Genomic DNA, 23,932 nt, shown 5'->3' on the forward strand with positions numbered 1-23,932 from the left:
ACGTAAGTTTGTGTTTGAGTGAGATAGAAAGATTCCGTTGAATTGATATGAAATCCTGGCAACATGCCGGTTTACTGGCGGCTATTGTTTTTTATGGCTTTACGGTCGGCTGTCAGAGCGATTCGGGCCAGGGCGATCCGACGGAGCCGGAACCCAAACCCGTTGAGTTCAAACCAACGCCGTATGACTGGAAAAAACCGGCCAACTTTGGCGAGTTGCATTATGATCTCTCCAAAAATCCGCTGACCGTCGAAGGCGTTGCGCTCGGGAAAGCCCTATTTTACGATGGTATCCTGTCGCGCGACGGCAGCGTTAGTTGCGCTTTCTGCCATCAGCCAGCCGCAGCCTTCGCCCATACCGACCACGCGCTGAGCCACGGCATTGGCGACAAAATCGGTACCCGCAATGTGCCCGGTATTCAGAATGTGGCCTGGAAGAAAGCGTTTTTCTGGGACGGCGGCATTGTCGACCTGGATTTGCTGCCGATTGCGCCGATCCAAAACCCCGTCGAAATGGGTGATTCGCTGGCGAATGTACTGAAGAAAGTGCGGGAAAGCGGACGGTATCCGGCCTTGTTCAAAGCCGCTTTTGGTACCTACGAAGTGACGACCGAGCGGTTTTTAAAAGCCCTCTCGCAGTTTATGCTGACAGCGGTTTCGGCCAACTCAAAGTACGACAAATACGTTCGGAAAGAAACCGGCGGCACCCTGACCGAGTCCGAAACCCGGGGACTGGCCCTGTTTCAGCAGCATTGCGCGGGTTGCCACAGCGGAGAACTGTTTACCGATCAGACGTTCCGCAACAACGGCCTGCGGATGCAACTCGCCAACAGCAAGGACTACGACCTGGGCCGCTACCAGATCACGCTGAACCTGGACGATTACAACAAATTCCGGGTACCGAGCCTGCGGAACGTCGAACGGACCATGCCCTACATGCACGACGGCCGGTTTCTAACGCTGGAGCAGGTGATGGAGCATTACATCAACGACGTACAGGACACGCCCCAACTTGATCCGTTGCTGAAGAAAACCGGCAAACCGGGTATTGCGCTGACGCCCGCCGAGAAAACCGACATCATCGCCTTTCTGCGCACGCTGACGGATTATGAGTTTCTGACCAACCGTAATTTCCAGCCGGATTGATGGGCAATGGCGTCAGTTGCGGTAAAAAGCCTGATTTTCCCGCGTCACGATGTCGATGGGCATGTATTGCTCTTTGTCGATGGGCTTCGCCAAAACCAGCGACTGGTACAGGGTCATGATGCTCCGGTAGCCCTGATCTTCGGGCTGGTGGCAAATCAGAAAGTCGATCAGGCCGTTGGTCAGGTACCCGGCGTTTTCCTGCACCAGATCGTAGCCAATTAGCAGCGGTTTGCGGGGGAGGTCGGTTTTTTCCAGAAACCGTGCGACCAGAAACGAGCGGGAGTTGGTCACAAAAATCACGTCGATAGTCGACGAATCGCCGAACAGAGGTTGCAGGGTGCGGAAAACAGAAGGCTCGTCAGTCTGGTGAATATCGACCCGCAAAACCGGGTGCGGCAGGTGATGATCGGCGAGGTAAGCCCGAAAACCGGCTTCGGTTTGCTGGTAGGTATAACTCTCGATGGCCGTAGCAATATTGACCACCAGCAACTGACTCGCTTCCCGAAGTGCATACGTACTCAGTTTTCCGGCCAGATAACCGCTCTGAAACAGCGGAGGACCGATGTACGAAAGGTTGGCCTGGCCGGGAATCGTGGTGTCGATGAAGACGTACGGAATCCGTTGGCGGTTGCAGTCTTCGGTAAACGCCTGCGCTTCGGCAACAAACGTCGGGGCCAGCACCACGCCGTCGACGGGCGACGCCAGAATGGCCCGGGCCTGGGCCGTAAACGACGATTTGTCGTTGAGATCAAAAAAGAACATACTGACCTGCAAACCGTACGGACTGATTTCGGTTTCGGCCCGACGAATGCCGCGTAACGGCGCATCCCAGAACTCAGTTTCGGCCGTCACGGCGGGAATCAGCACGGCCAGTTTGATAATTTTGCCGGACGCCAGCCGCCGGGCGAGCAGGTTTGGCTGGTAATTCAGTTCCTCAATGATTTTGGTGATTTTCTCGCGGGTTTTTTCCGAAACGCCGGGGCGGTTGTGAATCACGCGGTCGACGGTGGCGATGGTAACATTGGCCCGGCGGGCAATTTCCTTGACGCCCTGTAATTCTTTTTTCTTCATGAGCTGGTTTCGTCGGGAGCGCCCAAAAACGGTGGTCGACAGGTCGGCGCACGTTTCCCAGTAAGCAATCGGTCCCCGAAATATACTTTTTTTACGCCTGGCTGCAAATCAGCGGCAGCACTACAGGACAGCCGACCGATCGAATCCAAGGCCAATTTCACGTACCGATTGAACGTTCTGTTTCCGTCTGCTACCTCCGGAAAAACTGCCAGAACCGGAGTTCAACGGCCTACAAAGGCTGCTATCACCGGCTGAAGACGGGGGAGAATGGCCTCGATCTGCGCCTTTTCCTGGTCGGTCCAATGGCGGGGGTGGCCAAACAGGCAGGGTTGCAGGACGCCCCACAATTGATGATCGCGCTGAATGTGCGCATGAATCAGCGCCCGGTGGCCGAAGGTTTCCTGTTCAAACTGCCGGTTGAGCACCTCGGGGCCTGCGGTTTCCACATCATCGACATACACCGAGGGTTTCATTGCCAGTCCGGCCCGAATCAACGGTTCTTTAGTGGGTAGGTCATCAATGTCGGGCTGCCAGTTGGGCTGGATCGTATTTTTATCGGGAATGTCCTTGTTTTTCCGCCAGCAAAAAGCGATTCGTCCCCGCCCCTGATCGGGTTGTCGCACGTACAGGAAACACCGGTCGGCATTCAGAGTCGTTCCCACGGCCTGCACCACCTGGTTCAGGATTTCGGCCGGGTTTTGACCCACCCGTAAGATTTCCTCTATGATGGTTGGTAAAGGAGGTGTCGCTTTCATGGGAGAGTAAACAAAGGAAAAGTTCAGGGGTTAGCTATGGCCTCTCAACAGAACTGAGGAGCGAGCTGGCAGTTTAAAATGGCTTCCTCCGGCCAGAAGCGCCTGTTCAGGATGGATCCGCCCTGTGCTCGTGTCGACAATTACCTCCCAACCGGCAAAGGCTATGCGGGGAAGGTGAAACAAGACTTCCTCCCAATAGGCGTTCAAAATCCAGAGCAACAACTCCGGTTTGTCGTTGTGCCGGCCGATGAGTGAACCATCGTTGGCGTGTTCTATAACCTTCGCCCCATCCATGAGGAGGCCTATACAACGGGTATGCGGGTTGTGGTGATCCTCCGAAGTCATCGGCAATCCATCGGTTCGCAGCCAGACAATTTCATCCGCCCGGTAAAATTTACGGCGGTGTAATAACGGAACCGCCTGGCGAAGGGCGATAAGCTGACGGGTGAAATCAAACAAAGCCTGCTGACGGTTGTCCCACTGCCAGTTCATCCAGCTAATCTCGTTATCCTGGCAATAGGCGTTGTTGTTACCCGATTGGGTCCGGCCAAATTCGTCACCCATCAGCAACATAGGCAACCCCTGGCTTAAAAACAGGGTAGTCAGGAAGTTACGCTTCTGTCGTTCCCGCAGTTCAAGAATCGCCGGGTCGTCAGTCGGGCCTTCTACCCCGTGATTCCAACTCAGATTGTGGTTGTGGCCATCGCGGTTCTCTTCGCCGTTGGCTTCGTTGTGTTTATCGTTATAACTTACGAGGTCATGCAGGGTAAATCCATCATGGGCCGTCACGAGGTTGATGCTGTGTGCCGGAGAGCGGCCGTCGTTGCCATACAGATCGGGGCTTCCCAACAAGCGGTAGGTCATTTCGTGGGCCGTACCTTCGTCGCTTTTCCAGAACGACCGGACAGTATCGCGGAAACGCCCGTTCCACTCACCCCAGCGAACCGGGAAATGCCCCACCTGATACGCATGAATGTCCCAGGGTTCGGCAATCAGTTTAACCCGGGCCAGAATCGGGTCCTGGGCCACGGTGTCCAAAAACGACGAAACCCGGCCAGCCTCCGCTTCGTCGCGGGCCAGGGCGGTGGCCAGATCAAACCGAAAACCGTCTACATGCATCTCGGTCACCCAGTATCGCAGGCTGTCCATCACCAGTTGCAGGACCCGGGGGTGGGTCAGGTCGAGCGTATTGCCGGTGCCCGTGTAGTCCCGATAATACTCCGGTCTTGACTCAACGACCCGGTAATAGGTGCGGCTGTCGATTCCCTTGAACATCAACGTTGGGCCAAACCGGTTTCCTTCGGCGGTGTGGTTATAGACGACATCCAGAATGACTTCAATGCCCGCCCGGTGCAGGGTTTTGACCATCTGCTTGAATTCGATAACCTGCTCCCCGCGCATTCCCGAAGAAGCATAGCCATTGTGGGGCGCAAAGAAACCGATGGAGTTGTAGCCCCAGTAGCTTTCGCCGGTAAACTGGTGAACGGGCATTAGCTCAATGGCCGTTATGCCCAGTTTTTTGAAATAACGAATAGTTTCGGGATGGGCTAAAGCCGCATAAGACCCGCGAAGATGGGGCGGAATAGCCGGGTGTTGCCGGGTAAAACCTTTGACGTGTAGTTCATAAATGACGGACTTATGGGAGGGGATTGCCAGGAGAGCATCGTCTTCCCAATCGAACTCGTTGTCGACGACCACGCTTTTGGGTACAACCGGACCGCTGTCGATGTAGTTGGGGATTAAATACCGGTCATCGGACTGGCTGGTAAAGTCGTACCCTAAAAAGGCATTGTCGTGCACAATGGGTTCGTGAATGGCCCGGGCGTAGGGGTCAAGCAACAGCTTACTGCTATTGAAATAATGGCCATTGGCGGGTTCGTGTGGCCCCTCGACGCGGTAGCCGTACAACTGGCCGGGTTTTAGTCCTTCCACATAAATATGCCAGATCATCTCGGTTCGCTCAATCAATTCAATCCGGGTGATTTCCTGCTCGGGATTAGCCGAATCGTAAAGACAAAGAAAAACCGCCGTGGCGTTTTCGCTAAAGAGCGCAAAATTGACCCCTTCTCCATCAAAATGGGCGCCCCGGGGGTAATTCACACCTGGTCTGGTTCTGATCGTGTTCGGGGTTTCGTCGCGGAGAATACGGGTGTTCATACGTAAAAGGGTTTTCGCAGTTTGTGAGCAAGCCTGAAAGCAAGACTCTACCTTATAACTACCATTTTAAGGATTTTGTATTTGCCAATCTTCAAATGACAGGTGCGAACGAGGCATCTAGTAGACTTTCCTGCGCCTTCCCGTCGTCTAAACCACCTGTTAGATCGGGATGTTTCCTAACTTTTCCGGATCGTTCCGGGTGTAGCCTGGCAATTCGGGTACTGTCGGGGATACCGAACTTGCTACTACACCGGGGCTTGGGTACGCGGACTGAATACGATCAACCCTTCATACGATAATGGCAGGAACCGATAACTCACTTCTTAAACCTGATTCATGCTTGAAATGGGTCTGCCAGTTGTATTGTCAGAAGAAAAACTTCTCTAACCAAATTCTAAGTTCTATTTAAGTTTTAGTTAAGGTTACCGGGGTTCGAACAGGTAGTAGCGACTTGCCGCATAGTTGTTTAGTGGCTACTTAACTGGACACAATGTGCTGGGTTTACGCGACGATCCTGCCTGGTCGGGTGCCGCCGAACCGCAAGGCCGGGCCGGTGTTCGACTCAACTTTTAATCCTTTACGACAATGCTTACCGAACAAAATTCAAAAGATCAGGGAACGGGGCAACGGTTGAAGCCCGGCCTAAACCCGATGGTGAAGCTGTATGGCCTCATTATCCTGCTGATAATCGGGGGTGGTTATCTAGCCTATCGTAACTGGCAGATCAACAGCCGGTTTGAGCAGGAAATAGCTACTTTCCGATCGGCCATTCAACAGAATCAACTGGCCAATGACCGCCAACAGCTTACGTTTGGTATGAAAACATTTGTCTGGGCTGTTCGTAATGCCCTGTTACAGAACAAACCGGGAGAGGTCAGCGAGTACTTCAATACGCTGGTGAAAGACCGAGGTGTCAAGGAGGTGCTGCTGGTTGATCCGGCTGGCCGGGTAACGATTTCGACTAACAAGAAGAACCAGGGTATCTTGTTCACAGACCGCTTTCCGGCTTACCTGCTTCAGCAGCAGGATGTTTATTTCAACGACAAAACGCCCTATGAACTTTCGGCACCGGTTACGGGGCCTAACAAACGATTAGGAACGCTGGTGATGCTTTACACGCCGGCTCAAGTGCTGCCGCAACTAACTAGTCAAAATCAATAAAAGAGGTCGGCTTCGGCGTGACACGAAGAGTCGGAAACTTCGCGTCAGTGAGATTATGAGGGCAAAATGTTAAGTAACCTGGCATTTAGAGTCACCTCTCGCTTATCAATGTTTAAAACAAAAGAAGTATGGATGACATAAGTAGCTGGTTCTTTAAAGGATGGGACGCCGTCGCCCGGGTGGCCCTGATCGGTACCCTGGCTTACGTGGGGTTGCTTATCACCTTACGGATTTCGGGCAAACGCACGCTCTCGAAAATGAATGCTTTTGATCTGGTGGTCACGGTAGCGTTGGGTTCAACACTGGCGACGATTCTGTTATCGCGTCAGACGGGGCTGGCTGATGGCTTGATGGCATTCATGACGTTGACCGGCTTGCAGTACGCCGTTGCCTGGCTATCGGTTCGGTCGAAGAGGTTCCGGCAATTAATTAAAAGTGAACCATCACTTCTGTTTTATCAGGGCGAGTTTTTAAAGCAGACGATGCGTCAGCAACGGATTGTGGAAGGCGAAGTGCTATCGGCCATTCGAAGTGCGCATGTTGAGCGATTAGCCGATGTACAAGCGGTGGTTTTGGAAACCGATGGCTCCTTTTCCGTGATCAGGAACAGTTCGTCAGTCGGGCGGTCAAGCCTGGATAGGGTAGTCGGCCAAACGGATACAAAACAATCTGACTTATGAAAGAAGCCACTTCTTATCCGTCAAAGGCCACCCTGTTCTGGTTTATTGGGTTAACCCTGACCGCCTTCTTTCTGTTGGCTGCGTACGCGGCTCAGTTTTTCTTTCTGGTGTTTGGCGGCATCCTGTTCGCGGTCATTATCAGTGCACTAAGCCATGTTGTCAGTGATAAGACTCGTTTGTCGTATCGGGCTTCCGTAGCGCTGGTGACCGTATCATTGTTGCTGCTGATTGGTGGTGCTATCTGGCTGCTGGCACCAACTGTCAGTCAGCAGGCTACCCAATTAAGTCAGTCGCTGCCGCAGTCGTTAAACCGGCTTCGAGACCGGTTAATGCAGACAGAGTGGGGCAATCAGCTCCTGGAAGGCATTCCGCAAAAGCCCTCCAAGTTTTTATCGTCCTCCTCCACAAAGAATGTTTTATCACAACTGACCGGAATTGTTTCTTCGACGCTGGGTGCGTTAGTGAATGTACTGATCGTCGTCATCACGGGTATTTATCTGGCGTCTGATCCGGAAACTTACCGCAATGGATTTACCCGGCTCTTCAAGCCAGACTTCCGCAGCCGTATCCTGGATGTCCTGGATCAGTGTTATGAAACGCTCAAAAACTGGTTCATCAGCCGTTCTATCAGCATGATCGTGGTCGGTATTGCTACAGGTGTGGGCCTGGCAATTCTGGGGGTGCCCTTTGCTGTTGTGCTGGGTATTCTGGCGGGCATCCTGAACTTTATTCCTAACCTGGGGCCCTACTTAGCGGTGGCCCCGGCCATGCTGGTTGCTTTTCCACAAAGCTCAAGTCTGACTCTTTATGTGTTTGCTCTGTACATGGGTATCCAGGCACTGGAAGGCTACATTTTAACCCCGTTGCTCGATAAACGCTTCGTCTCGCTGCCGCCCGCGTTATTGCTTTTTGGGCAGGTATTACTAGGCTTTTTAGTCGGCCTGGTAGGTATATTGTTTGCCTCACCGCTGATAGCAGTCCTGTTGATTGTCGTCGATGAACTCTACGTAAAAAATAGCTTAGAGAGCGAGGATCGTACCGAACCGGAGCCCGTCCGGCAACCCGGTGCCAGGTCAGAAGTCGTCCCGGCTACGTCGTAATCCTTTCAGATGATAAGAAGCACAAACCAGCATTTCGCCTGTTTCGGGGCCTGTCTGATGAAACTCCATAGCCATCTAAGGGAGCAATTGCCACACTAAGGAAATTTTAAGTTGCTCTTAAGTTGATTTTTAGCTTGCTGCCGGATTTTTGTCACATTAACCAACTTAACACGTTATGAAAAAGCTCATTATCGCCACGGCCTTTGCGCTGGTGGCTGGCCTGACCCAGGCCCAGAACATTACGGTGGACGCCGATAAAAAGCTGAACACCGATTTTAGCAAGTATAAAACTTACGCCTGGGCTTCGCAGGTGGATAGCAAACTGGATGAAGGGTTCTATTTTCTGAACGACCTGGTTTTGAAAGACCGTATTCGGAATGCGGTTAAGTTTGCCATGGATGGCCGGGGCTACACCTATACCCGGACCTCGCCGGATTTATTGGTTAATTTTCGGGTGTTTGAAAAGCCCGTGACCATTCGGGGGTACACCGGCTACGGAACTACGTATTTCGGCACCAAAGAGGTTCGCGAGCCGGAAGATGTAACCACTTTTGAGGTCAAAGCAGGATCGGTCGTCGTCAACCTGGTGGATACCAAAACCGGGCAGGTCGTCTGGCGGGGGCTGGCGTCGGGTCTAACCAATGCGAACGGTTTTGATCGCTCCGATAACAAGATCAAAGAAGCGGTTAACCTGATTTTTGAGAAATATCCGTATCGGGCGGATCAATATTCATCATCGCGCTAACCTCCATCAGACAGCCTCCGGTGCCGCAACCGCGCTGGTTTTGTTGCCAGCAGTGCGTTGCGGCACCGGAGGCTGTTGATTGAAATCGCTGCCAGCACCGGGCGGTGTCATTATTACCATAAATGAACAACGTATGAGCCGCTATTGTGCATTGATAACAGGAGGTAGCGACGGTATTGGGCGGGAATTTGCCCTTGCCTGCGCCCGCGAAGGCTATGACATTGCCATCGTTGCATTACCTGATCCGCAACTGGATGTAACCGTTCAGGCCGTTAAGCATGCTGCGCCGGTTCGTTGTTTCTGCCTCGGAATTGATTTGACGAAAGCTGGCGCTGGGCAGGCAATCGTTGGCTGGGTACGCCAACAGGGTCTGGCTATTCGAATTTTGATTAACAACGCAGGCATTGGCTATACCGGCCGGTTTGAAGCCATGCCATCCGCCCAGCTTCGAAACCTGATTGCCGTAAATACCCTGCTTAGCAGCGAACTCTGCCACGCGCTTCAGCCTGATTTGTTTCGAAATTCGCCCTCTTACGTGCTTAATATGAGCAGTTTGGCCGGCACATTGCCGTTGCCCTATTATGCGGTTTATACAGGAACGAAGCATTTTCTGTACAGTTTTTCGCTGGCACTCCGCCGGGAGTGGAAAAAGCACGTTGCTGTGAGTGTCATGTGTCCCGGACCGATCCTGACGAATCATCCTCGTCACAGGCGACGTGCCCGACTGTTTGGTTTTTGGGCGGGCTTCATTACCCTGACGACCCGGGAGGTCGCACAGATTGGCCTTCAGGGCATGTTTCACAACGAAGGATTGATCATTCCGAAACGTACAAATCGGTGGCTGGTTCGGTTAATGCGTTTCCTGCCGATCGGAATTCGGCTCCGGATACTAGACCGATTGTTTGTTAAGCTGAAAGAGGAACACCGCTTTGAATCAACTTGTAAGAGCCTTCCTCACCACTCTTTACACCCGACAAACTCCGAAGGCACAGAGCAGGCGGCCAGATTGTAATTCGTCACGGGGCGGTTTTCACCTTTACTTCCCGGAACATGTACGGGTTATCGCTGATTCGCAGCGGTTTTCCGCTCGCCGTCGTTACGTTGCTGAGAATGACTTCCTTCGTAATGACATAAGGGAATTTTTCCCGGTAGGAATCGTCCGTCCTTTCCGGGTTGAAGTTAGTGAAAATGGCGGGCCCTTGGTAATTGTCCGGGTGCCGGGAGTCGTCGATGCGGAGATTCTCAATCGTGATTCGCTCTGGCATGTAGCAGGTGTAGCCGAAATCATGCTGCCCGGAGTAAGACCCGCCGATCAGGGCCGCGCTGACCGGTTTACCACCCGCCGGTACGAAAACACAGTTGCGGATCACCAACTCGCCCTGCCAGGTACTTCCGTAATCCGAACGCAGGTTGACGATACTCCTGCCCCGAATGGTCGAGTTCTCGACGAGTAGGAGGCCACTGCCAATGGCGTTGATCCCCATGTGCCCCAGCGTCGAATTGCGGATGGTGGCATTGGCAACGCCCTGGTGGGCATCAAACCGCGAGAGCGTACACTGGTCGTAAAGAAGATTTTTACAAAAGTTAGACCCCAGAATACCCCAGTAGGTGTTGTCATTGATGTCATTGGTCTGGCTGCAATTCACGAAAGAGACGTTCAGCGCACGGTTGACAGAAAGGTCGTAGGTGCCCATGGTGACCGGCTTACCGGCCGCGCCAATGGTGCTATAGGTCCGGTGGCCGGTCAGCAGGGTGTTTTTGACCGTAACATAGGAGCAGTCACCGATGTTGATAAAGCCGCCGTAGGGTGCTCCGTGGTCTTCTTCGCCGGTAACGCGGTGCTGGAGCCCTTCCAGCAGCACATTAGATCGTCGGATGGCGATGTTTCGGTTGTAATAGGTGTACTTCGATTCGGCTTTGTTGGCAATCGTCGTAAAACGTCCCCCGGTGATCTTCAGCGGTTTTTCATCGATGGGCAGCGCGTTGATGTCCGTGATCTGGTCGAAATCCCAGATGATCGGAGCGTTCCTATCGACGTTGCCGTTTTTATCAACGACAAAAATATCGGTCTGCGACGATCCATTGTTCTGGTTGAGCCCAAACCGGATGTAGTGCTTTACGTTCGAGTTTGTTACCGTGATCAGACAGGGACCCGGCAAGGTCGCGTCGATTTTCGCCTGGTTTCGCCGAAGCGATGAAATCCGTTCGAGCTTAAACGGTTTAAGATCGGAGCTGACCGTGAAAACAGCCGCATTGCGGTTTTGCACCTCCCTGTCGTCAATCAGGAAGGCGGCTGTGCCGAAATCCGTGTCCGTGCGAATGATCGCTGTGCGGTCCTTGCCACTAATGTAGTAGGTGGCGCCCTCGTCGGCTTTCACCATAAGACCGTGCAGGTTGGCAAACGCGTGGGTCGCAGCGATAACGTCCAGATCATCGGTTTTGCCATCGCCTTTGGCACCGAAGTCACGATACCGAACGAGCCCGGCGGTTTTAAAAGCCGCCATATCCTTTGGGGAGACGTTTACCTGCAAGTCTCCGGTTCCATTGATGGATACGCGGGTTTTCTTTTTTTGGGCGGTGATCACGATAGGGTCTGACAAGCCGCTGGGTTGCCCTTTTGTGATCAGAGCACCGCTTACGAGAAGGAATGTCAGGAGCGTGTACGTTATCCTGCGAGTTAACATAGTGGTCATTACGTTCAGAAAGGTTAGTGAGATGGCTTGGTTACCGGTATGCCATTCAGGAAGAGGGAAGGCCGCCCAATACTTTCAAAAGGAATCTCAAACAACATCTTACTGCAAACCTGTTCGGTAACTTTTACGAATGAAAGGTCCAGTGCTATACCTTCTGTGTTTTCCGAATGGCACGACTCCGAACGATACCGGATGACTTCGCGGCAGAATTCGACGGTGAACGTATTGGTCTCGTTGCGCCCTCAGACTCCATTCTATTTGTTTTAGTTTGTCACCAATCAGTTTCATGCGTTCTTATAAATAATTAAACGATTAATAGAAAAAATTTCATAAATAAATTAAGTATTTAATCTCATGTATGTTTGCGTATCTTTTATTGGGATAATATAGTTTACTGTTGTTATAGTACTTGTAATCAACATTTTAACAGTGTATATTTACAGTTTACTTACTGATTGAATTAATTTTTATCAAAATAAATTTACCATTATTTGTTAAGTAATTGCACGAAGTGTAATTTTGATTTTTGTCAGACATTGACTTATTGGTAAAAGGTAATGCGCGCCATGAAACAGCAATTTGACAGTATAATTTGTATGAGTCAGACACCCTGGAAAGGGAAGTTTCAAAATTCGGCTGTCCAACTGATGTCTGAACTGGCCCAGCGCCATCGGATTCTGTACGTGGATTACCAATACACCATCAAAGATGGCCTGATGGGAATCATCGGCCGCCGTGATGTACCCATCCGCTCCTTACTAAAGCTCGAGGATTCACTGACACAGTTAAGACTGGAAAATGGCAGCGAGATTTATATCTGGGTCCCTCCGGTGAGCATTCCGACAAACCGGCTTGCCAATTCTTCCCACGACAAGGTGCATCAGTGGAATGTGAACCGGCTTGTCAAAGAGTTGCGCAATGTGATGGCCCGGTTGGGCATGAATCACCCATTGGTTGTCAACGCTTTTAATCCGGTCTGGGGATCGCCGATGGTGGGCCGCCTGAACGAGTACGCAACGGTTTATTATTGTTACGATGAGATCACGGCTGAAAGCTGGATCAGTCGGCATGGGCAGCGGTATGAAAAAGCCTACCTGCAGCAGGTGGACGCCGTGATCACCACCTCCGAAGCCCTGCGTCAATCCAAATCCGTTCAGCAACCGGCTACGTTCTGTGTCAAAAATGGGGCAAACTTTACGCTGTTTCACCAGGCCCGGCGGCTGGCCGGTCAAAATCCTCCTGCCAGACCCACGGTAGGCTACTTAGGCACAGCCGATAACCGAATCGATGTTAATTTGGTTGAGGATTGTATCCGGAAAATGCCGGAGGTCGACTTTCAGTTTATTGGCGAAGTCAATGAACCCACCCTTCATTCCCGGCTCTCGGGCTTTCCAAATGTCATTTTTACGCCTTCGGTTCCACCCGGCGAACTTCCGGGTTTGTTGGCCAATCTGTCAGTGGGTCTTATTCCGTTTGTCTGTAACGAGCATACATCTACGATTTATCCCCTGAAAATCAATGAATACCTGGCCGCAGGCTTACCTGTTGTCTCCACGCCGTTTTCGATTCTCGACGAATTTGAGGGAGTCGTTGAGTTGGCCCATGATCCGGAAAGCTTTGTCCGGGCACTCCGGCGGGCGTTGCAGGATCAGTCGCCGGAACGCATTCGTCAGCGGGTCGACATGGCAAGGGCCAATTCGTGGGAAAAACGGGCGGAAGAATTCGAACGCATTATTCAGCAACTTTCCAACGCCTGGGCTACGAAGCTCGTGGCCGATCCGGTAGCGTGTTGACGATAAGCCTTATTCCGGCGTGTGGCCGTGCACAGCGCTACCTTCCTGCCGCTAACAACTCTGTAGGGGCGTAACCAAACTGCTTTTTGAAGGCGAACGAAAAATGGGACAGGTTTTCAAAGCCGACTTCATAGTAGACATCGGTTGGCTTCTTTCTTTTCTCCACAAACTGATAATGCGCCAGATCCAGGCGTTTTTTGGTCAACCAGCGCTGTGGGGTGGTGGCAAATGCCTTCTTGAAATCCCTCTTAAAGGTTGTCAGGCTCCTGCCAGTCAGGTAGCCGAACTTTTCCAGAGGCATGTTGAACATGAAGTTCTTTTCCATGTAGGCGACCAGGTCTATTTTGCCCGGTTCCTCAAAATTGGCCAGGATCTGGTCGATGTCGGCATCGATGGAACGCAAAATCGTGACCGCTTCCGTGATTTTCAGGTTGGCAAGGTCGCCGGGTAAGTCCTGCATGTCAAAATAAGGAATCAGCGACGACAGGCAACTGGCCAGCAACGGATGGTGGCTGTAATGCCGGATCGGTGGGCCGTCTGCTTTTAGCGGCCTGACCTCAAACCCGGCATAGAAGTTCCGGAGCCATGCGGTCGTCAGGTGCATGACCACGGTTTTGTGGGGCAGTCCGTCTTTGGGGTAATTGATAATCGTGGCCAGCTGATTTCGCGGGATCAGGAAAATATCTCCGTTTGTGAACCAGTAGGTTTCTTCAGCACACACAATTTTGGTTTCCCCGGAAATGAACCAGATCAGCATGTGCTGTTCAAACACGATGTCTGATTTAAAGAACCTGTCCTGGTAGCAGGATAGCTTGATGTTTTCCGTAATGTATTTAGCCTGGTAGTCCATTCTGTAGCCGCATTTGCTGGCGGGTTTTTACAAAGGTAAGCGAAGCCTTGTACTTAAAAGGCCAAACCGGTTTTGTTGATCCGGTCAGGCCTTTTGATACGATTCTTTTGCGTTAGTGGTTTTATTGATTGAGGGACTGCCCCCCGTCGATCAGATATTCAGCACCGGTGATGAAAGCAGCGTCATCGCTCGCCAGGAAGCTGACCAGTTTACCAGCTTCGGCGGGAATTCCCAAACGGCCCAGCGGGACACCGGCGATGATAAAATCCTGCATTTTCTGATCAGTCAACCCGGCTTTTGCCATGATTTCGGTGGCGAAAGGGCCCGGGCTAACGGCATTTACCCTAATCCTGCGTGGTGCCAGTTCTACGGCCGCAATTTTCATCACGGTATTGAGGGCGGTTTTACTGGCCGAATAAATCGAAGTTTGTGGTTTGGATGTTGAAGCCGAAGAGGATGAAATAAGAACAACCGATCCGCCGTCTTTCAGCACGGGAATGAATCGGCTCAATGTAAAATAAGCTCCTTTTAGATTCAGACCGATCACTTCATTGAACAATGATTCGGTCGCGTCTTGAATCGTGGTCAGTTTTGAGACGCCTGCATTGATCACCAGGATGTCAATTTTGCCAACCTGTTGGAGAATGTCTACCGCCAGTGATTCAATAGCTGCCACCTCCGATTGATCGGCCACAAAGCTTAGTGCCCCCAACTCGGATGCCGCTTTTTCTACCGCGTCTTTTCTTCGTCCGGTAATGATCACCCGTGCACCGTTTGTGCCAAGTTCTTTTGCGACCGAATAGCCTATTCCGCTGTTGCCGCCGGTAATCAGGGCGACTTTGCCGTTTAAATTTTTCATTTTATGTTGTTTGTGAAGTTTTCTGAACCCGTTCAGATCCAACCAGGCGCTGTCGCCGGGACGGTAATGGGGGGCGACGCTTTGAAAAATGAGTTGTTGCCGCAGCAACGTTTAATTGATCACAAACCGGAGCCCCGTCATCTCTTCGGTCAGCGTCCAAAGCCGCTTTGCACTGGTCTCGTCCAGCGAATAGGGTTGTACACCACATTGGTGAAGCTTGGCCTTCGTACGAACGGCGGGGTCATCCGATAACAACTCGGCGATATCACAATCCTCACAGTAAACCCCTCCGAGGTGGTCGAGTTGCGGACTGGTAGCCGCCCATACCGTCGTAGCCGCTCCCTGGGGGACTGTCTTCAGGGTCGCCAGGATTTCCGGACGCATGGTTCCGTTTTCATCCAGGAAACCCATTTTCTGGAATAATTCAAGGGGCGCTTCCCGGCCCAGTTCGGTACCGGCTATGGAGCCCGGGTGTACGGCATAGGCCCTTACGTGATGCGCTTTGGCACGGTTGTCGAGTTCCAGCGCGAACAGGTTGCTGGCGGTTTTGGACTGACCATACGCTTGCAGGGTTTCGTAGTCACGATGCTCAAAATTCGGGTCGTCAAAGTGAAACGGGGCCATATGGTGGCCGAGCGAAGAAACGTTGATCACCCGTGCGCCATTCGCCTGTTTGAGCGCAGGCCAGAGTCGGGCGGTCAGGTGAAACGAGCCGATGTAATTGGTGGCCAGTTGGGATTCGATCCCACGGGCGTCTTTGCGCAGGGGCACCCACATGATTCCCGCATTATTGATCAGCAGGTTCAGGGGGCGGTTTGAAGCGAGGAATTTTTCGGCAAAGGCATCGATGGACGCCGGGTTCAGGATGTCCATGGCTTCGATCTCCACGTTGGCAATGCCTTCCAGGTTTTTCCGGGCCTTTTCCACGTCTCTCGCCGGAACGACGACAGTAGCACCGGCCGCTGCGAGTGTCCGGGTTGTTTCCAGCCCGATGCCGGTGTTACCGCCGGTGACGATAGCGGTTTTACCGCTGAGGGTGATGCCCTGGATAACATCGGCGGTGGTGGATTGGCCGTTGAAGCCGGTGCCGAGCGGGTGCTGAAGCGCTCCCTGGTGGTTGGTCTGTATCATGTCTGCTTTTGTTTTGTTGATACAAAAGTAGCGCACGGTTTCCCACCGGACTTTGTTCAAAAGACCGAATACGTTTTGTTTAAAAGGCCATCTTAATTCGGAAAAAAACGAGTTGGCTGACCCAGGGAGGAAAATCAGCTTTGTAAGCAGAAGGTGATTAGAACCTGGCAATTGGCAGGCCCGTTCTCCGGCTCACTTTTGAATCCGTTCAAGCGTCTGCGGGTCGGGTATTCCGTCAAAAAAATGATCCAAAACCGCCTGAAAAACCGGATGGGTGTTATCCGGGACCGCGAATAAGGTCATGCTGGACCGTAGTTTCAACTCATCCGGATAGCCCAGAATCTGGTGGGCGGTTTTTCCCTCAAGGGTCAGAAAGGCCGTGGAAATTTCAATCAGCCGCTGGCCCAGAACGGGATGTTCGAGGTACGCGCGGGCTTCTTCCAGGTTCCGGATCGCGTAAAACCGGGCGGTTTCACTCAAGCCCAAGCCCGCGATTTGTGGAAAGATGTACCACATCCAGTGGCTTTGCTTGCGGCCCTGTTGGATTTCGGCCAGCGCCCGATCGTAAACCGTTTGCTGCGCTTCCAAAAACCGGTTTAAGTCGTCATCCGCGTTCATTGCTTTTTTCATTTTCTGGCTATTCCAACAGACTACCGCTGTCCCGTCCATTTTGTTTAACCGGGGCAAAAACCGCTTTTCTCAAATGTAGCAGGAGTTGACTCATTTGTGACAGGCTTTCAAGGCCGCTGTGCCGACCTTTGATTCATCAAAACAGAAACAAAAACCGGTAAACATCATACGCCATGAAAGCCTTATTCAACACCCTGCTCGTCGCCCTGACCGTAACGGCCGCCAGCTTCAACGTTGCCAACGCCGAGATCAACAAGCCCAAAAAGGCAGCCGCTTTCCAAAGTGGCCTGTACACGACCGTCGATGGTAAACTCCAGATTGCCGTTCAAAAAGAAACCACCAGCCCGGTGCTGGTGCGGTTGCTGGACCAGAAAGGAAAAGCGCTGTTTGTTCAGCAGATCGGCAAACGGCAGGACGCGGTACGGTTGCGGCTGGACGTGAGCAACCTGCCCGACGGCGTGTATCAAGTAGCCATCAGCAATGGCGTAGCAACGACGACGAAAGAGGTGACGCTGGCCACCCAGCAGCCCACCACCACCGCCCGGTTCGTCGCCGTTCAGTGAGGAGATGCCTTCCCCGTTGGGATACAAACACAAACAATCTTGTTTCAACCAGGAGTTTCCCCGTATCCCGGGCGCTCGTCAACAAGAACCTCCATTCCGGCCCGGGCGTTGTGGTGATACTCAACGCCCAGGCCGGAATGGAAGTCTTTTTATAGCAACGGCATGCCAAATCCGGCCTGCGAGCCGCTGGATGCCCTGGTCCGCCCGGTCGAAATCAACACCCTGCAAATGCTGAAAACGGATTCGATTCCCATGCCCGTCGAAGCGGTCAATGGGGAGTATGTTTTGTAGAGGGGGAGGGGAGGAATATGGTGAAAATTAAGAGCATTGCATAAGATGGGACACAAGAAAGAGAATTACCACCTTCTGACACAGTTTATGTAATAGTCTCCAGAGAACCGATCTAAAGCATTTATCCTACTACTATATCTCCCATTGGACCCACAGTGAATTCATCCTCTAGTTCGACTATCTTTATTGTTGGATTGTTGTTTTGAGGATAATCTTTCAAAAATCTTTCAATTGCACTCTGTCTGGGAACATTAATGTAAACCTTTGTTATCGGTCCCATAAAAGTCCCTCCTGTAATCATTATAAATATATTCTTAGCCATTATTGTATGAGTTTACGTTGATAAGTAAAACCATAAAGTTTTATTATTGGATAGTTAAATCTTCTTCAAGATTACTGTGTGCTTGACCAAGAAAACCAACCCAGCCCATTTCTTTCTTCGCTTTAATTTTGTCCCTAATTTCCAAAAACACACCGCTTGCTCCAAAGTAGTTTCCAACTACAGGTACAAGGCCTATCAAGAACATCAATCCACTAATATATAATCCAGAAGTATCGAACTGAGACATAACAATTTTTTTAGTTATCTTAATGAACTCGTCAGATAACTCTCCTACGCGTTTATCTATATTATGTATGTCATCTATAGCAACACTATTTATTTTCCTTCTATATGCCTTTAATAGCGAATCACTTCGTAATTCTTCGATTGATGGATGCCATGGTCCATAAATAGTTTGCAGAGAAGCTACTTTAGAGACTAATAGCTTCTCACTTACTTTTAATTGAAGATCCCGACTATCGAATTGTTTACTCCAAATCGCATTTGCGGAATTTTCGGCAAGATCCATGTTGTATTCTGTAGCTATGTATCGATCAACTAAAAGGTTAATATAGCGCCCAGGCGTAGGTAATAAGGATATTTCACCAAATTTTATAGATCTTGCGTGATTGTCAAAATTCCAACGTTCACCGATTGTATTCTTAATAATCTGCCTCCATTCAGGCCATGGAAGACTTCCAAAATTTGGCTCTTGTATATCATTGAACGCATCTTTAGGCAAACCTTTTGGAAGCAGTTCTTCATCAACAAAGTGAACATATTCTAATCCTTCCATGTTGTGTGGGCAGAGCTTACGGGAAAGAAACCATATCTCATCATATAAAAGAAAATAGCTGAGTGGAGACTCCAGGATAGGTGAAGGTTTACCTGTTTCTCTTTCCAATATATAAAAATAACCAACGGGACTTGAGGCACCAATTAAAAGACGTTTCATTGAAATTATGCCTAAGGTTGTTTTGCTAATGAATCAAATTCCTCCATTTTTTTGCGGCTGTATGTTAGCCAATTAATAACCAAGTCTACATATTCTGGAAATAGTAATTCCTCGAATATCCAACCACGGTCTTGGCATAATTTGGGCGCTACTCTATAGAAGACCTTTAATTGATCGTACATGATACTCGCACTTGGAATCAAATGGCGTTCATAAGCTGGAGCCCGATGGACTAGCCAATCCCGAATGCATCGGATAGCTTCTTTAGGTTCGTTAAAGTGGATAGAAGGGTCCTCACCCCCTAAGTCAGTGATATGCTGCTTATATCGGTGGGGAACACTATCAAGAACAATATATTCCTTTTCATAATCGTAAGTTGTTCCAAATTGTCGACAGCCAATAAATACCCCCAATTCTAAAGGCATGTTGTTACGTGGCAATACACCAGCTTCCAAACTTATACGAGATAAATCATGAACGCCATAACGGCACTCACCAATAATTTCAAGTATACGAGTGAATCGAATATTCTGAACACTACCTTCTAACGCACAACGCGCAATAAAACCACATGCATGTATAGAGAATATTATGGCATTGAATAAAGGCTTGAAGTCATCATCAAAAGGACAGTTAATAAATACATTGAAATCATAATTGGGATGCTTTTCCCTACGAGGTCGGTAGCGTCTATTTCTATCCATCGCCATACTACTTGGATTTCTTTCGCGTGGATGTAGACTTCTTATTGGAATTTTCCTTGTTAGCCTTTTCAGTGGATTTTTTTTGGCCAGAAGGTATAGGGTTGCTATTTGTTCGCACTGGAGGACCAGCAAACTGACGCTTATATTCTTCCCGAAGAGTACCTAGCTTTTTGTCGCTACGAGCGTCAGTTCCATCTGGGTTACGAATAGCACCCTTGTTCAGCCCTAGCTTTTTTTCAAGGTTACCAATCTTAATATCTGATCTTATTTTTCGTGGCATTGGTAGTTGGAGTAGATAAGCAAAAGTGTAAACCAACGTGCAAACCAATACAGAAAGAGGTTACAACAAATGCTGTAACCTCTTGATTTTCAAAGCTCCCGAAGCTGGGCTCGAACCAGCGACCCTCTGATTAACAGTCAGATGCTCTAACCGACTGAGCTATTCGGGAAGGACAACCCGTGTAACGGGGTATTGTGGGTGCAAAAGTACAGCCCCGAACGAAATCATGCAAGCTTTTTCTGAAAAAACCGCTCACAAAATCGTTTTTAGATCGGACCCGCGCCCAGCGTCGTGACCCGCTCCAGAATTAACTCCTTGATCCTGCGGGCATCCCCGCGCGTGAAATTCCGGATCACGATTTCGGGCCGGGCGCGCGGAATGATCCGGATGGTGGAAAAAAACAGGCCGTTGTCGATCTCGACCCCGGAAATGTCGCCGTAAAAAACGAAGTTGTCAGTGCCGCCGATGAGCTTGTTGACGCGGAACGTGACTCCTTTCTCGTTGAATTCGACCACATCCCGTTTGAGGGGGTCTTTTAAACTGCTGGATTTGAAAATTTCTGCCATATACGTAGTTGGTCGGTTTGTCGGATTGGCCCTCCGGTTCGGGCCGGTTTTATTTGGGAAGGTAGACTACTTTTTTGGTTTCGAAAAAAGGTTCGTCAAAATACGCCGATAATTCATAAATCTGGTACTTGTCCTTGATTTCGGCCAGTTCTTCGGTCAGGTCTCCGCCTTTCAGGTACAGAACACCGTTGCGGAGGGGATTGTTGCCGTTCTTGAGGATCTTGTACCGCACCCAGCCCAGGAACGGTTGCAGGCGCGTCACGGCCCGGCTGACCACGAAATCGTAGGTGGTGTTCAGGTGCTCGACACGGGCCTGCTCCGCCCGGACATTCGTCAGCCCCAGCGCCGAACTGACCTCGGTCACCACCTTAATCTTCTTCCCGATGCTATCGACCAGGTGAAAATCGACCAGCGGAAACAAAATGGCCAGCGGAATTCCCGGAAAACCGCCCCCGGTCCCCACATCCAGGATTTCGGTACCCGGCACAAACTGGATCACTTTGGCGATTCCAAGCGAATGCAGCACATGCTTTTCGTACAGCGCATCAATATCCTGCCGCGAAATGACGTTGATCTGCGCGTTCCAGTGGCGGTACAGGTCGCCCAGAGCCGCAAACTGTTCACGTTGCTGCGGACTAAGATTCGGAAAGTATTTTTGTATCAGTTCCAAGAGAGAAAAATTATGAATGATGAATCAGTACTGTACGAAGGATTTGAAAACGTTTGCTTAAAAGACAAATTGCTTACAATAAATTTGGTTACGGTTTTTGACACGTCCTCCATTTAGGCAAAAAAAATGGCGGTTTTTTGTCAAGGTTTCACACACGACACCAAAGAATATTGGGGCAAAACCAATCCTTCGTACAGTACTAATGATGAATTATAAATGCGTCAGCCCATTCATAATTCATAATTCATCATTTGAAATAGTTCATTTCCACGTCATTCGGCGGTTTTTGTTGCGGGGGCGGAGCGTAACGACGCCCATTACCGCGTAATAGACGGCCATCACCAGGTCCAGAAACGGGATCGCCATCCAGTCGACGGTATGCCCCAGCCGGTAGCTGATTCGGCCCACAATTCCCCAAAAGGCCAGAAGTCGGAACATAAACAGACCACTGGCAATCAGAAGCAGTAAACCCGGCGTTTGCCCCGCTAGTTCCGAAAAACCGGTATTTAGTACCTGGACGGTGGTTATACCCAGAATAACCGGACCCGTCAGCCAGCTCAGGACGTGTGAAAGCGAAAGCATCCCCAGACCGATTTTGTTGCGGGTTTTGTAATACTTCCCCACTGAAAGGTGCCGCTGTTTCTGGTGCCACCAGGCTGCGACCGTTTCTTTCGGTTTGGAATACGTAAACGTGGCCGGATGCAGACTAACGGCCACATTTCGGGCCGTCGCCACTTCATTGATGAACAGATCGTCGTCGCCCCCCAACACCCGGATGTGCGAGTAAAAGCCCTTGTTGTCCAGAAAAAGCTTCCGGCGGTACATCAGATTGCGCCCCACGCCCATGTACGGCCAACCGGCCAGCGCCATCGAAAAATACTGCACCGCCGTAAACAGCGTTTCGTAGCGAATCAGCCGGTTGATCCAGCCGTGTTTTTTCCGCCGTTTGTAGGGGCCAAAGCCCAGCACAATCTGTTTTTCCGGCTGGTCCAGTTGCGTGACCATGCCCGCCAGCCAGTAGTCGCCCGCCGGTTGGCAGTCGGCGTCGGTCAATAAGATAATATCGTAGGCGGCATTCCGGATGCCGGTCGTTAGGGCGTATTTTTTGGGCGTGACGTGTTCGTGCTCCCGGTCGATGCGGATAAACCGGACGTGTTCGAAACGCTCGGCGGCTTTTTCCAGAAATTCCCGGGTGCCATCGGTCGAGCGGTCGTCCATGATCAACACCTCAAACGTCGGGTACACCTGATCGTCGAGGAGCGGGAGCAGCGTCTGGAGGTTTTCCAGCTCGTTCCAGGCGCAGACGATAATGCTCACCGGCGGATCGACCGGCTGCCCATCGCCGACCGGCTGAAACGCAACGCCTTCCGGCGACCAACGCTCGTTTGGATCGGTGTAAAAAGCCGTCCTTGAAAAAATACCCAGAATATAAACAAGTTGTATGCCAACGGATAAAAAGCACACAACCAATACGATAGCCACCACGAAACAGGAAAAAGTTGACAGCTTATTACGGCCGAAATGAATCGGCAAATATACGTATTTTGATTTTCGGTGCGGGAGTTTCGACCTTTGCGGGTCGAAAAGACTGACGAATCACGCTTATGCACTTTACTATACAGGCTTCCGACCCCCAATCGAAGGCGCGCACAGGCGTTCTGACGACCGATCATGGTCCGATCCGGACGCCGATTTTCATGCCCGTCGGAACGGCCGGAACCGTTAAGGCCGTTCACCAGCGCGAACTGGTCGACGATGTTCGGGCCGAAATCATTCTGGGCAATACTTATCACCTTTATTTACGGCCGGGGCTGGATGTGCTGGCGAAGGCAGGCGGTTTGCACCGGTTCAACGGCTGGCAGCGGCCCATCCTGACCGATAGCGGGGGCTATCAGGTGTATTCGTTGTCGGGTACCCGGAAAATCAAGGAAGAGGGCGTTACGTTCAAATCTCATATCGACGGGTCGAAACACATCTTTACGCCCGAAGGCGTCATGGATATTCAGCGAATCATCGGTGCCGATATCATCATGGCGTTCGATGAGTGCACCCCGTACCCCTGCGACTATGGATACGCCCGGGCGTCGATGGACATGACGCACCGCTGGCTTACCCGCTGCATTCAGCGTTTCGATTCGACGGAAGGCACCTATGGATACCGGCAAACCTTGTTTCCCATTGTGCAGGGAAGCACGTACAAAGACCTCCGGCAGCAATCGGCTGAATTCATTGCGGAGCAGCAACGGGAAGGTAATGCCATTGGCGGGCTGGCTGTGGGCGAACCGGCGGAGGAAATGTACGGCATGATTGAGCACGTCAACGCCATTTTGCCGTCTGACAAACCGCGTTATCTGATGGGCGTAGGCACCCCAGAGAATATTCTGGAAGCCATTGCGCTGGGTATCGATATGTTCGATTGTGTGATGCCGACCCGGAATGCCCGGCACGGTATTCTATTTACCACTCAGGGGGTTATCAACATCAAAAATGAGAAATGGAAGGACGATTTTAGCCCGATCGATGAAGAACTGGAGGGATATGCCGGTACATTTTACTCCAAAGCGTATCTGCGGCACCTGATTCGGTCAGAAGAAATTTTAGGCGCACAAATTGCCAGTCTCCAAAACCTTACTTTGTATTTATGGTTAGTAGAGCAGGCCCGACAACAGATTATGGCCGGAAATTTTGTAAAATGGAAGGATGGGATTACAAAAAAACTGATGCAACGTCTTTGATGCTAGCCAAAAGCTCGTTTTCTTGTGTCGGAAAATGATTCTGGATTGGATAAAACAAAGCAGCCGATAAGTTGTT

General features: G+C 50.9%; 25 protein-coding genes and 1 tRNA gene. 10 read left to right on the forward strand and 16 right to left on the reverse strand.

Features of this window, described 5'->3' with window-relative positions; translation table 11 throughout:
• The first annotated feature begins 47 nt into the window (after nt 1-47).
• Entirely contained in the window at nt 48-1,145 is a 1,098-nt protein-coding gene (locus tag ACO2Q8_RS11965; protein WP_423345045.1) for a cytochrome-c peroxidase, read from the forward strand.
• 12 nt (nt 1,146-1,157) lie between these two features.
• On the opposite strand, the gene ACO2Q8_RS11970 is transcribed toward ACO2Q8_RS11965, so the two are convergent.
• The 3 genes from ACO2Q8_RS11970 to glgX form a co-directional block, all read right to left on the reverse strand.
• Nucleotides 1,158-2,216, reverse strand: a complete 1,059-nt coding sequence (locus ACO2Q8_RS11970) for a LacI family DNA-binding transcriptional regulator (RefSeq protein WP_423345046.1) — start codon at nt 2,214-2,216, stop codon at nt 1,158-1,160.
• A 221-nt stretch (nt 2,217-2,437) separates the two neighbouring features.
• Nucleotides 2,438-2,971 (reverse strand): GAF domain-containing protein, encoded by a 534-nt coding sequence (locus ACO2Q8_RS11975; RefSeq protein ID WP_423345047.1) that lies wholly within the window; start codon nt 2,969-2,971, stop codon nt 2,438-2,440.
• A 30-nt stretch (nt 2,972-3,001) separates the two neighbouring features.
• A complete protein-coding gene (gene glgX, locus ACO2Q8_RS11980; RefSeq protein WP_423345048.1) occupies nt 3,002-5,128 on the reverse strand; it encodes a glycogen debranching protein GlgX in 2,127 nt (708 codons plus the stop codon).
• A 585-nt stretch (nt 5,129-5,713) separates the two neighbouring features.
• On the opposite strand from glgX, the gene ACO2Q8_RS11985 reads away from it, so the two are divergent.
• From ACO2Q8_RS11985 to ACO2Q8_RS12005, 5 genes are all read left to right on the forward strand, one after another.
• The gene (locus ACO2Q8_RS11985) at nt 5,714-6,289 is read left to right on the forward strand and encodes a hypothetical protein (RefSeq protein WP_423345049.1); all 576 of its coding nucleotides are present in this window, start codon (nt 5,714-5,716) and stop codon (nt 6,287-6,289) included.
• A gap of 128 nt (nt 6,290-6,417) precedes the next feature.
• On the forward strand, nt 6,418-6,969 hold the full coding sequence (locus ACO2Q8_RS11990) for a DUF421 domain-containing protein (RefSeq protein WP_423345050.1): 552 nt from the start codon (nt 6,418-6,420) through the stop codon (nt 6,967-6,969).
• Nucleotides 6,966-8,069, forward strand: a complete 1,104-nt coding sequence (locus tag ACO2Q8_RS11995) for an AI-2E family transporter (RefSeq protein ID WP_423345051.1) — start codon at nt 6,966-6,968, stop codon at nt 8,067-8,069. The genes ACO2Q8_RS11990 and ACO2Q8_RS11995 overlap by 4 nt, the downstream gene beginning before the upstream one ends.
• A 175-nt stretch (nt 8,070-8,244) precedes the next feature.
• Nucleotides 8,245-8,814, forward strand: a complete 570-nt coding sequence (locus ACO2Q8_RS12000; RefSeq protein WP_423345052.1) for a DUF4136 domain-containing protein — start codon at nt 8,245-8,247, stop codon at nt 8,812-8,814.
• Between the two features lie 133 nt (nt 8,815-8,947).
• Entirely contained in the window at nt 8,948-9,826 is an 879-nt protein-coding gene (locus ACO2Q8_RS12005) for an SDR family NAD(P)-dependent oxidoreductase (protein WP_423345053.1), read from the forward strand.
• 4 nt (nt 9,827-9,830) lie between these two features.
• On the opposite strand, the gene ACO2Q8_RS12010 is transcribed toward ACO2Q8_RS12005, so the two are convergent.
• Nucleotides 9,831-11,507 carry a hypothetical protein gene (locus ACO2Q8_RS12010; RefSeq protein ID WP_423345054.1) on the reverse strand — a complete coding sequence of 559 codons (1,677 nt, stop codon included), beginning with the start codon at nt 11,505-11,507 and terminating at the stop codon, nt 9,831-9,833.
• Between the two features lie 596 nt (nt 11,508-12,103).
• On the opposite strand from ACO2Q8_RS12010, the gene ACO2Q8_RS12015 reads away from it, so the two are divergent.
• Complete coding sequence (locus ACO2Q8_RS12015) at nt 12,104-13,300, forward strand: glycosyltransferase (protein WP_423345055.1); 1,197 nt, start codon at nt 12,104-12,106, stop codon at nt 13,298-13,300.
• 37 nt (nt 13,301-13,337) lie between these two features.
• Here ACO2Q8_RS12015 and ACO2Q8_RS12020 read toward each other — a convergent pair whose 3' ends face one another.
• From ACO2Q8_RS12020 to ACO2Q8_RS12035, 4 genes are all read right to left on the reverse strand, one after another.
• Nucleotides 13,338-14,150 (reverse strand): helix-turn-helix domain-containing protein, encoded by an 813-nt coding sequence (locus tag ACO2Q8_RS12020; protein ID WP_423345056.1) that lies wholly within the window; start codon nt 14,148-14,150, stop codon nt 13,338-13,340.
• Between the two features lie 121 nt (nt 14,151-14,271).
• The gene (locus ACO2Q8_RS12025; RefSeq protein WP_423345057.1) at nt 14,272-15,117 is read right to left on the reverse strand and encodes an SDR family NAD(P)-dependent oxidoreductase; all 846 of its coding nucleotides are present in this window, start codon (nt 15,115-15,117) and stop codon (nt 14,272-14,274) included.
• Between the two features lie 3 nt (nt 15,118-15,120).
• A complete protein-coding gene (locus ACO2Q8_RS12030; RefSeq protein WP_423345058.1) occupies nt 15,121-16,140 on the reverse strand; it encodes an SDR family NAD(P)-dependent oxidoreductase in 1,020 nt (339 codons plus the stop codon).
• Nucleotides 16,141-16,332: 192 nt separating this feature from the next.
• On the reverse strand, nt 16,333-16,770 hold the full coding sequence (locus tag ACO2Q8_RS12035) for a DUF1810 domain-containing protein (protein ID WP_423345059.1): 438 nt from the start codon (nt 16,768-16,770) through the stop codon (nt 16,333-16,335).
• A 173-nt stretch (nt 16,771-16,943) separates the two neighbouring features.
• Here ACO2Q8_RS12035 and ACO2Q8_RS12040 point away from each other — a divergent pair, with 173 nt between their 5' ends.
• The gene (locus tag ACO2Q8_RS12040; protein WP_423345060.1) at nt 16,944-17,333 is read left to right on the forward strand and encodes a T9SS type A sorting domain-containing protein; all 390 of its coding nucleotides are present in this window, start codon (nt 16,944-16,946) and stop codon (nt 17,331-17,333) included.
• Between the two features lie 162 nt (nt 17,334-17,495).
• Nucleotides 17,496-17,624 (forward strand): hypothetical protein, encoded by a 129-nt coding sequence (locus ACO2Q8_RS12045; RefSeq protein ID WP_423345061.1) that lies wholly within the window; start codon nt 17,496-17,498, stop codon nt 17,622-17,624.
• Nucleotides 17,625-17,745: 121 nt separating this feature from the next.
• Here the strand turns inward: ACO2Q8_RS12045 and ACO2Q8_RS12050 are convergent, their stop codons facing one another.
• The 8 genes from ACO2Q8_RS12050 to ACO2Q8_RS12085 form a co-directional block, all read right to left on the reverse strand.
• Nucleotides 17,746-17,946, reverse strand: coding sequence for a hypothetical protein (locus ACO2Q8_RS12050; RefSeq protein ID WP_423345062.1), 201 nt, complete (start codon nt 17,944-17,946; stop codon nt 17,746-17,748).
• 43 nt (nt 17,947-17,989) lie between these two features.
• On the reverse strand, nt 17,990-18,901 hold the full coding sequence (locus tag ACO2Q8_RS12055) for a hypothetical protein (protein ID WP_423345063.1): 912 nt from the start codon (nt 18,899-18,901) through the stop codon (nt 17,990-17,992).
• A gap of 11 nt (nt 18,902-18,912) precedes the next feature.
• Nucleotides 18,913-19,611 carry a hypothetical protein gene (locus ACO2Q8_RS12060; RefSeq protein WP_423345064.1) on the reverse strand — a complete coding sequence of 233 codons (699 nt, stop codon included), beginning with the start codon at nt 19,609-19,611 and terminating at the stop codon, nt 18,913-18,915.
• 1 nt (nt 19,612) lies between these two features.
• On the reverse strand, nt 19,613-19,885 hold the full coding sequence (locus ACO2Q8_RS12065) for a hypothetical protein (RefSeq protein WP_423345065.1): 273 nt from the start codon (nt 19,883-19,885) through the stop codon (nt 19,613-19,615).
• A gap of 95 nt (nt 19,886-19,980) precedes the next feature.
• A tRNA-Asn gene (locus ACO2Q8_RS12070) sits at nt 19,981-20,054 on the reverse strand.
• A 97-nt stretch (nt 20,055-20,151) separates the two neighbouring features.
• Complete coding sequence (locus ACO2Q8_RS12075) at nt 20,152-20,451, reverse strand: hypothetical protein (RefSeq protein ID WP_423345066.1); 300 nt, start codon at nt 20,449-20,451, stop codon at nt 20,152-20,154.
• A 49-nt stretch (nt 20,452-20,500) separates the two neighbouring features.
• Complete coding sequence (rsmG, locus tag ACO2Q8_RS12080) at nt 20,501-21,121, reverse strand: 16S rRNA (guanine(527)-N(7))-methyltransferase RsmG (protein WP_423345067.1); 621 nt, start codon at nt 21,119-21,121, stop codon at nt 20,501-20,503.
• 261 nt (nt 21,122-21,382) lie between these two features.
• Nucleotides 21,383-22,603: a glycosyltransferase gene (locus ACO2Q8_RS12085; RefSeq protein WP_423345068.1), complete on the reverse strand. Its 1,221-nt coding sequence runs from the start codon at nt 22,601-22,603 to the stop codon at nt 21,383-21,385.
• A 122-nt stretch (nt 22,604-22,725) separates the two neighbouring features.
• Here ACO2Q8_RS12085 and tgt point away from each other — a divergent pair, with 122 nt between their 5' ends.
• Nucleotides 22,726-23,856: a tRNA guanosine(34) transglycosylase Tgt gene (tgt, locus tag ACO2Q8_RS12090; RefSeq protein WP_423345069.1), complete on the forward strand. Its 1,131-nt coding sequence runs from the start codon at nt 22,726-22,728 to the stop codon at nt 23,854-23,856.
• The last annotated feature ends 76 nt before the right edge of the window (nt 23,857-23,932 follow it).

Origin of the sequence: Larkinella sp. VNQ87 (genome assembly GCF_049445795.1) — a bacterium.
GTDB lineage: Bacteria > Bacteroidota > Bacteroidia > Cytophagales > Spirosomataceae > Larkinella.

Coding starts and splice junctions, on each gene's coding strand:
- tgt (WP_423345069.1), top strand. CDS start 22,726: ATGCACTTTACTATACAGGCTTCCGACCCCCAATCGAAGGCGCGCACA.
- ACO2Q8_RS11975 (WP_423345047.1), bottom strand. CDS start 2,971: ATGAAAGCGACACCTCCTTTACCAACCATCATAGAGGAAATCTTACGG.
- ACO2Q8_RS11965 (WP_423345045.1), top strand. CDS start 48: ATGAAATCCTGGCAACATGCCGGTTTACTGGCGGCTATTGTTTTTTAT.
- ACO2Q8_RS12040 (WP_423345060.1), top strand. CDS start 16,944: ATGAAAGCCTTATTCAACACCCTGCTCGTCGCCCTGACCGTAACGGCC.
- ACO2Q8_RS11985 (WP_423345049.1), top strand. CDS start 5,714: ATGCTTACCGAACAAAATTCAAAAGATCAGGGAACGGGGCAACGGTTG.
- ACO2Q8_RS12000 (WP_423345052.1), top strand. CDS start 8,245: ATGAAAAAGCTCATTATCGCCACGGCCTTTGCGCTGGTGGCTGGCCTG.
- ACO2Q8_RS12060 (WP_423345064.1), bottom strand. CDS start 19,611: ATGGCGATGGATAGAAATAGACGCTACCGACCTCGTAGGGAAAAGCAT.
- ACO2Q8_RS11970 (WP_423345046.1), bottom strand. CDS start 2,216: ATGAAGAAAAAAGAATTACAGGGCGTCAAGGAAATTGCCCGCCGGGCC.
- ACO2Q8_RS12035 (WP_423345059.1), bottom strand. CDS start 16,770: ATGAAAAAAGCAATGAACGCGGATGACGACTTAAACCGGTTTTTGGAA.
- ACO2Q8_RS12065 (WP_423345065.1), bottom strand. CDS start 19,885: ATGCCACGAAAAATAAGATCAGATATTAAGATTGGTAACCTTGAAAAA.
- ACO2Q8_RS11990 (WP_423345050.1), top strand. CDS start 6,418: ATGGATGACATAAGTAGCTGGTTCTTTAAAGGATGGGACGCCGTCGCC.
- ACO2Q8_RS12005 (WP_423345053.1), top strand. CDS start 8,948: ATGAGCCGCTATTGTGCATTGATAACAGGAGGTAGCGACGGTATTGGG.
- ACO2Q8_RS12045 (WP_423345061.1), top strand. CDS start 17,496: ATGCCAAATCCGGCCTGCGAGCCGCTGGATGCCCTGGTCCGCCCGGTC.
- glgX (WP_423345048.1), bottom strand. CDS start 5,128: ATGAACACCCGTATTCTCCGCGACGAAACCCCGAACACGATCAGAACC.
- ACO2Q8_RS12030 (WP_423345058.1), bottom strand. CDS start 16,140: ATGATACAGACCAACCACCAGGGAGCGCTTCAGCACCCGCTCGGCACC.
- ACO2Q8_RS12015 (WP_423345055.1), top strand. CDS start 12,104: ATGAGTCAGACACCCTGGAAAGGGAAGTTTCAAAATTCGGCTGTCCAA.
- ACO2Q8_RS12075 (WP_423345066.1), bottom strand. CDS start 20,451: ATGGCAGAAATTTTCAAATCCAGCAGTTTAAAAGACCCCCTCAAACGG.
- ACO2Q8_RS12010 (WP_423345054.1), bottom strand. CDS start 11,507: ATGACCACTATGTTAACTCGCAGGATAACGTACACGCTCCTGACATTC.
- ACO2Q8_RS11995 (WP_423345051.1), top strand. CDS start 6,966: ATGAAAGAAGCCACTTCTTATCCGTCAAAGGCCACCCTGTTCTGGTTT.
- ACO2Q8_RS12020 (WP_423345056.1), bottom strand. CDS start 14,150: ATGGACTACCAGGCTAAATACATTACGGAAAACATCAAGCTATCCTGC.
- ACO2Q8_RS12055 (WP_423345063.1), bottom strand. CDS start 18,901: ATGAAACGTCTTTTAATTGGTGCCTCAAGTCCCGTTGGTTATTTTTAT.
- ACO2Q8_RS12050 (WP_423345062.1), bottom strand. CDS start 17,946: ATGGCTAAGAATATATTTATAATGATTACAGGAGGGACTTTTATGGGA.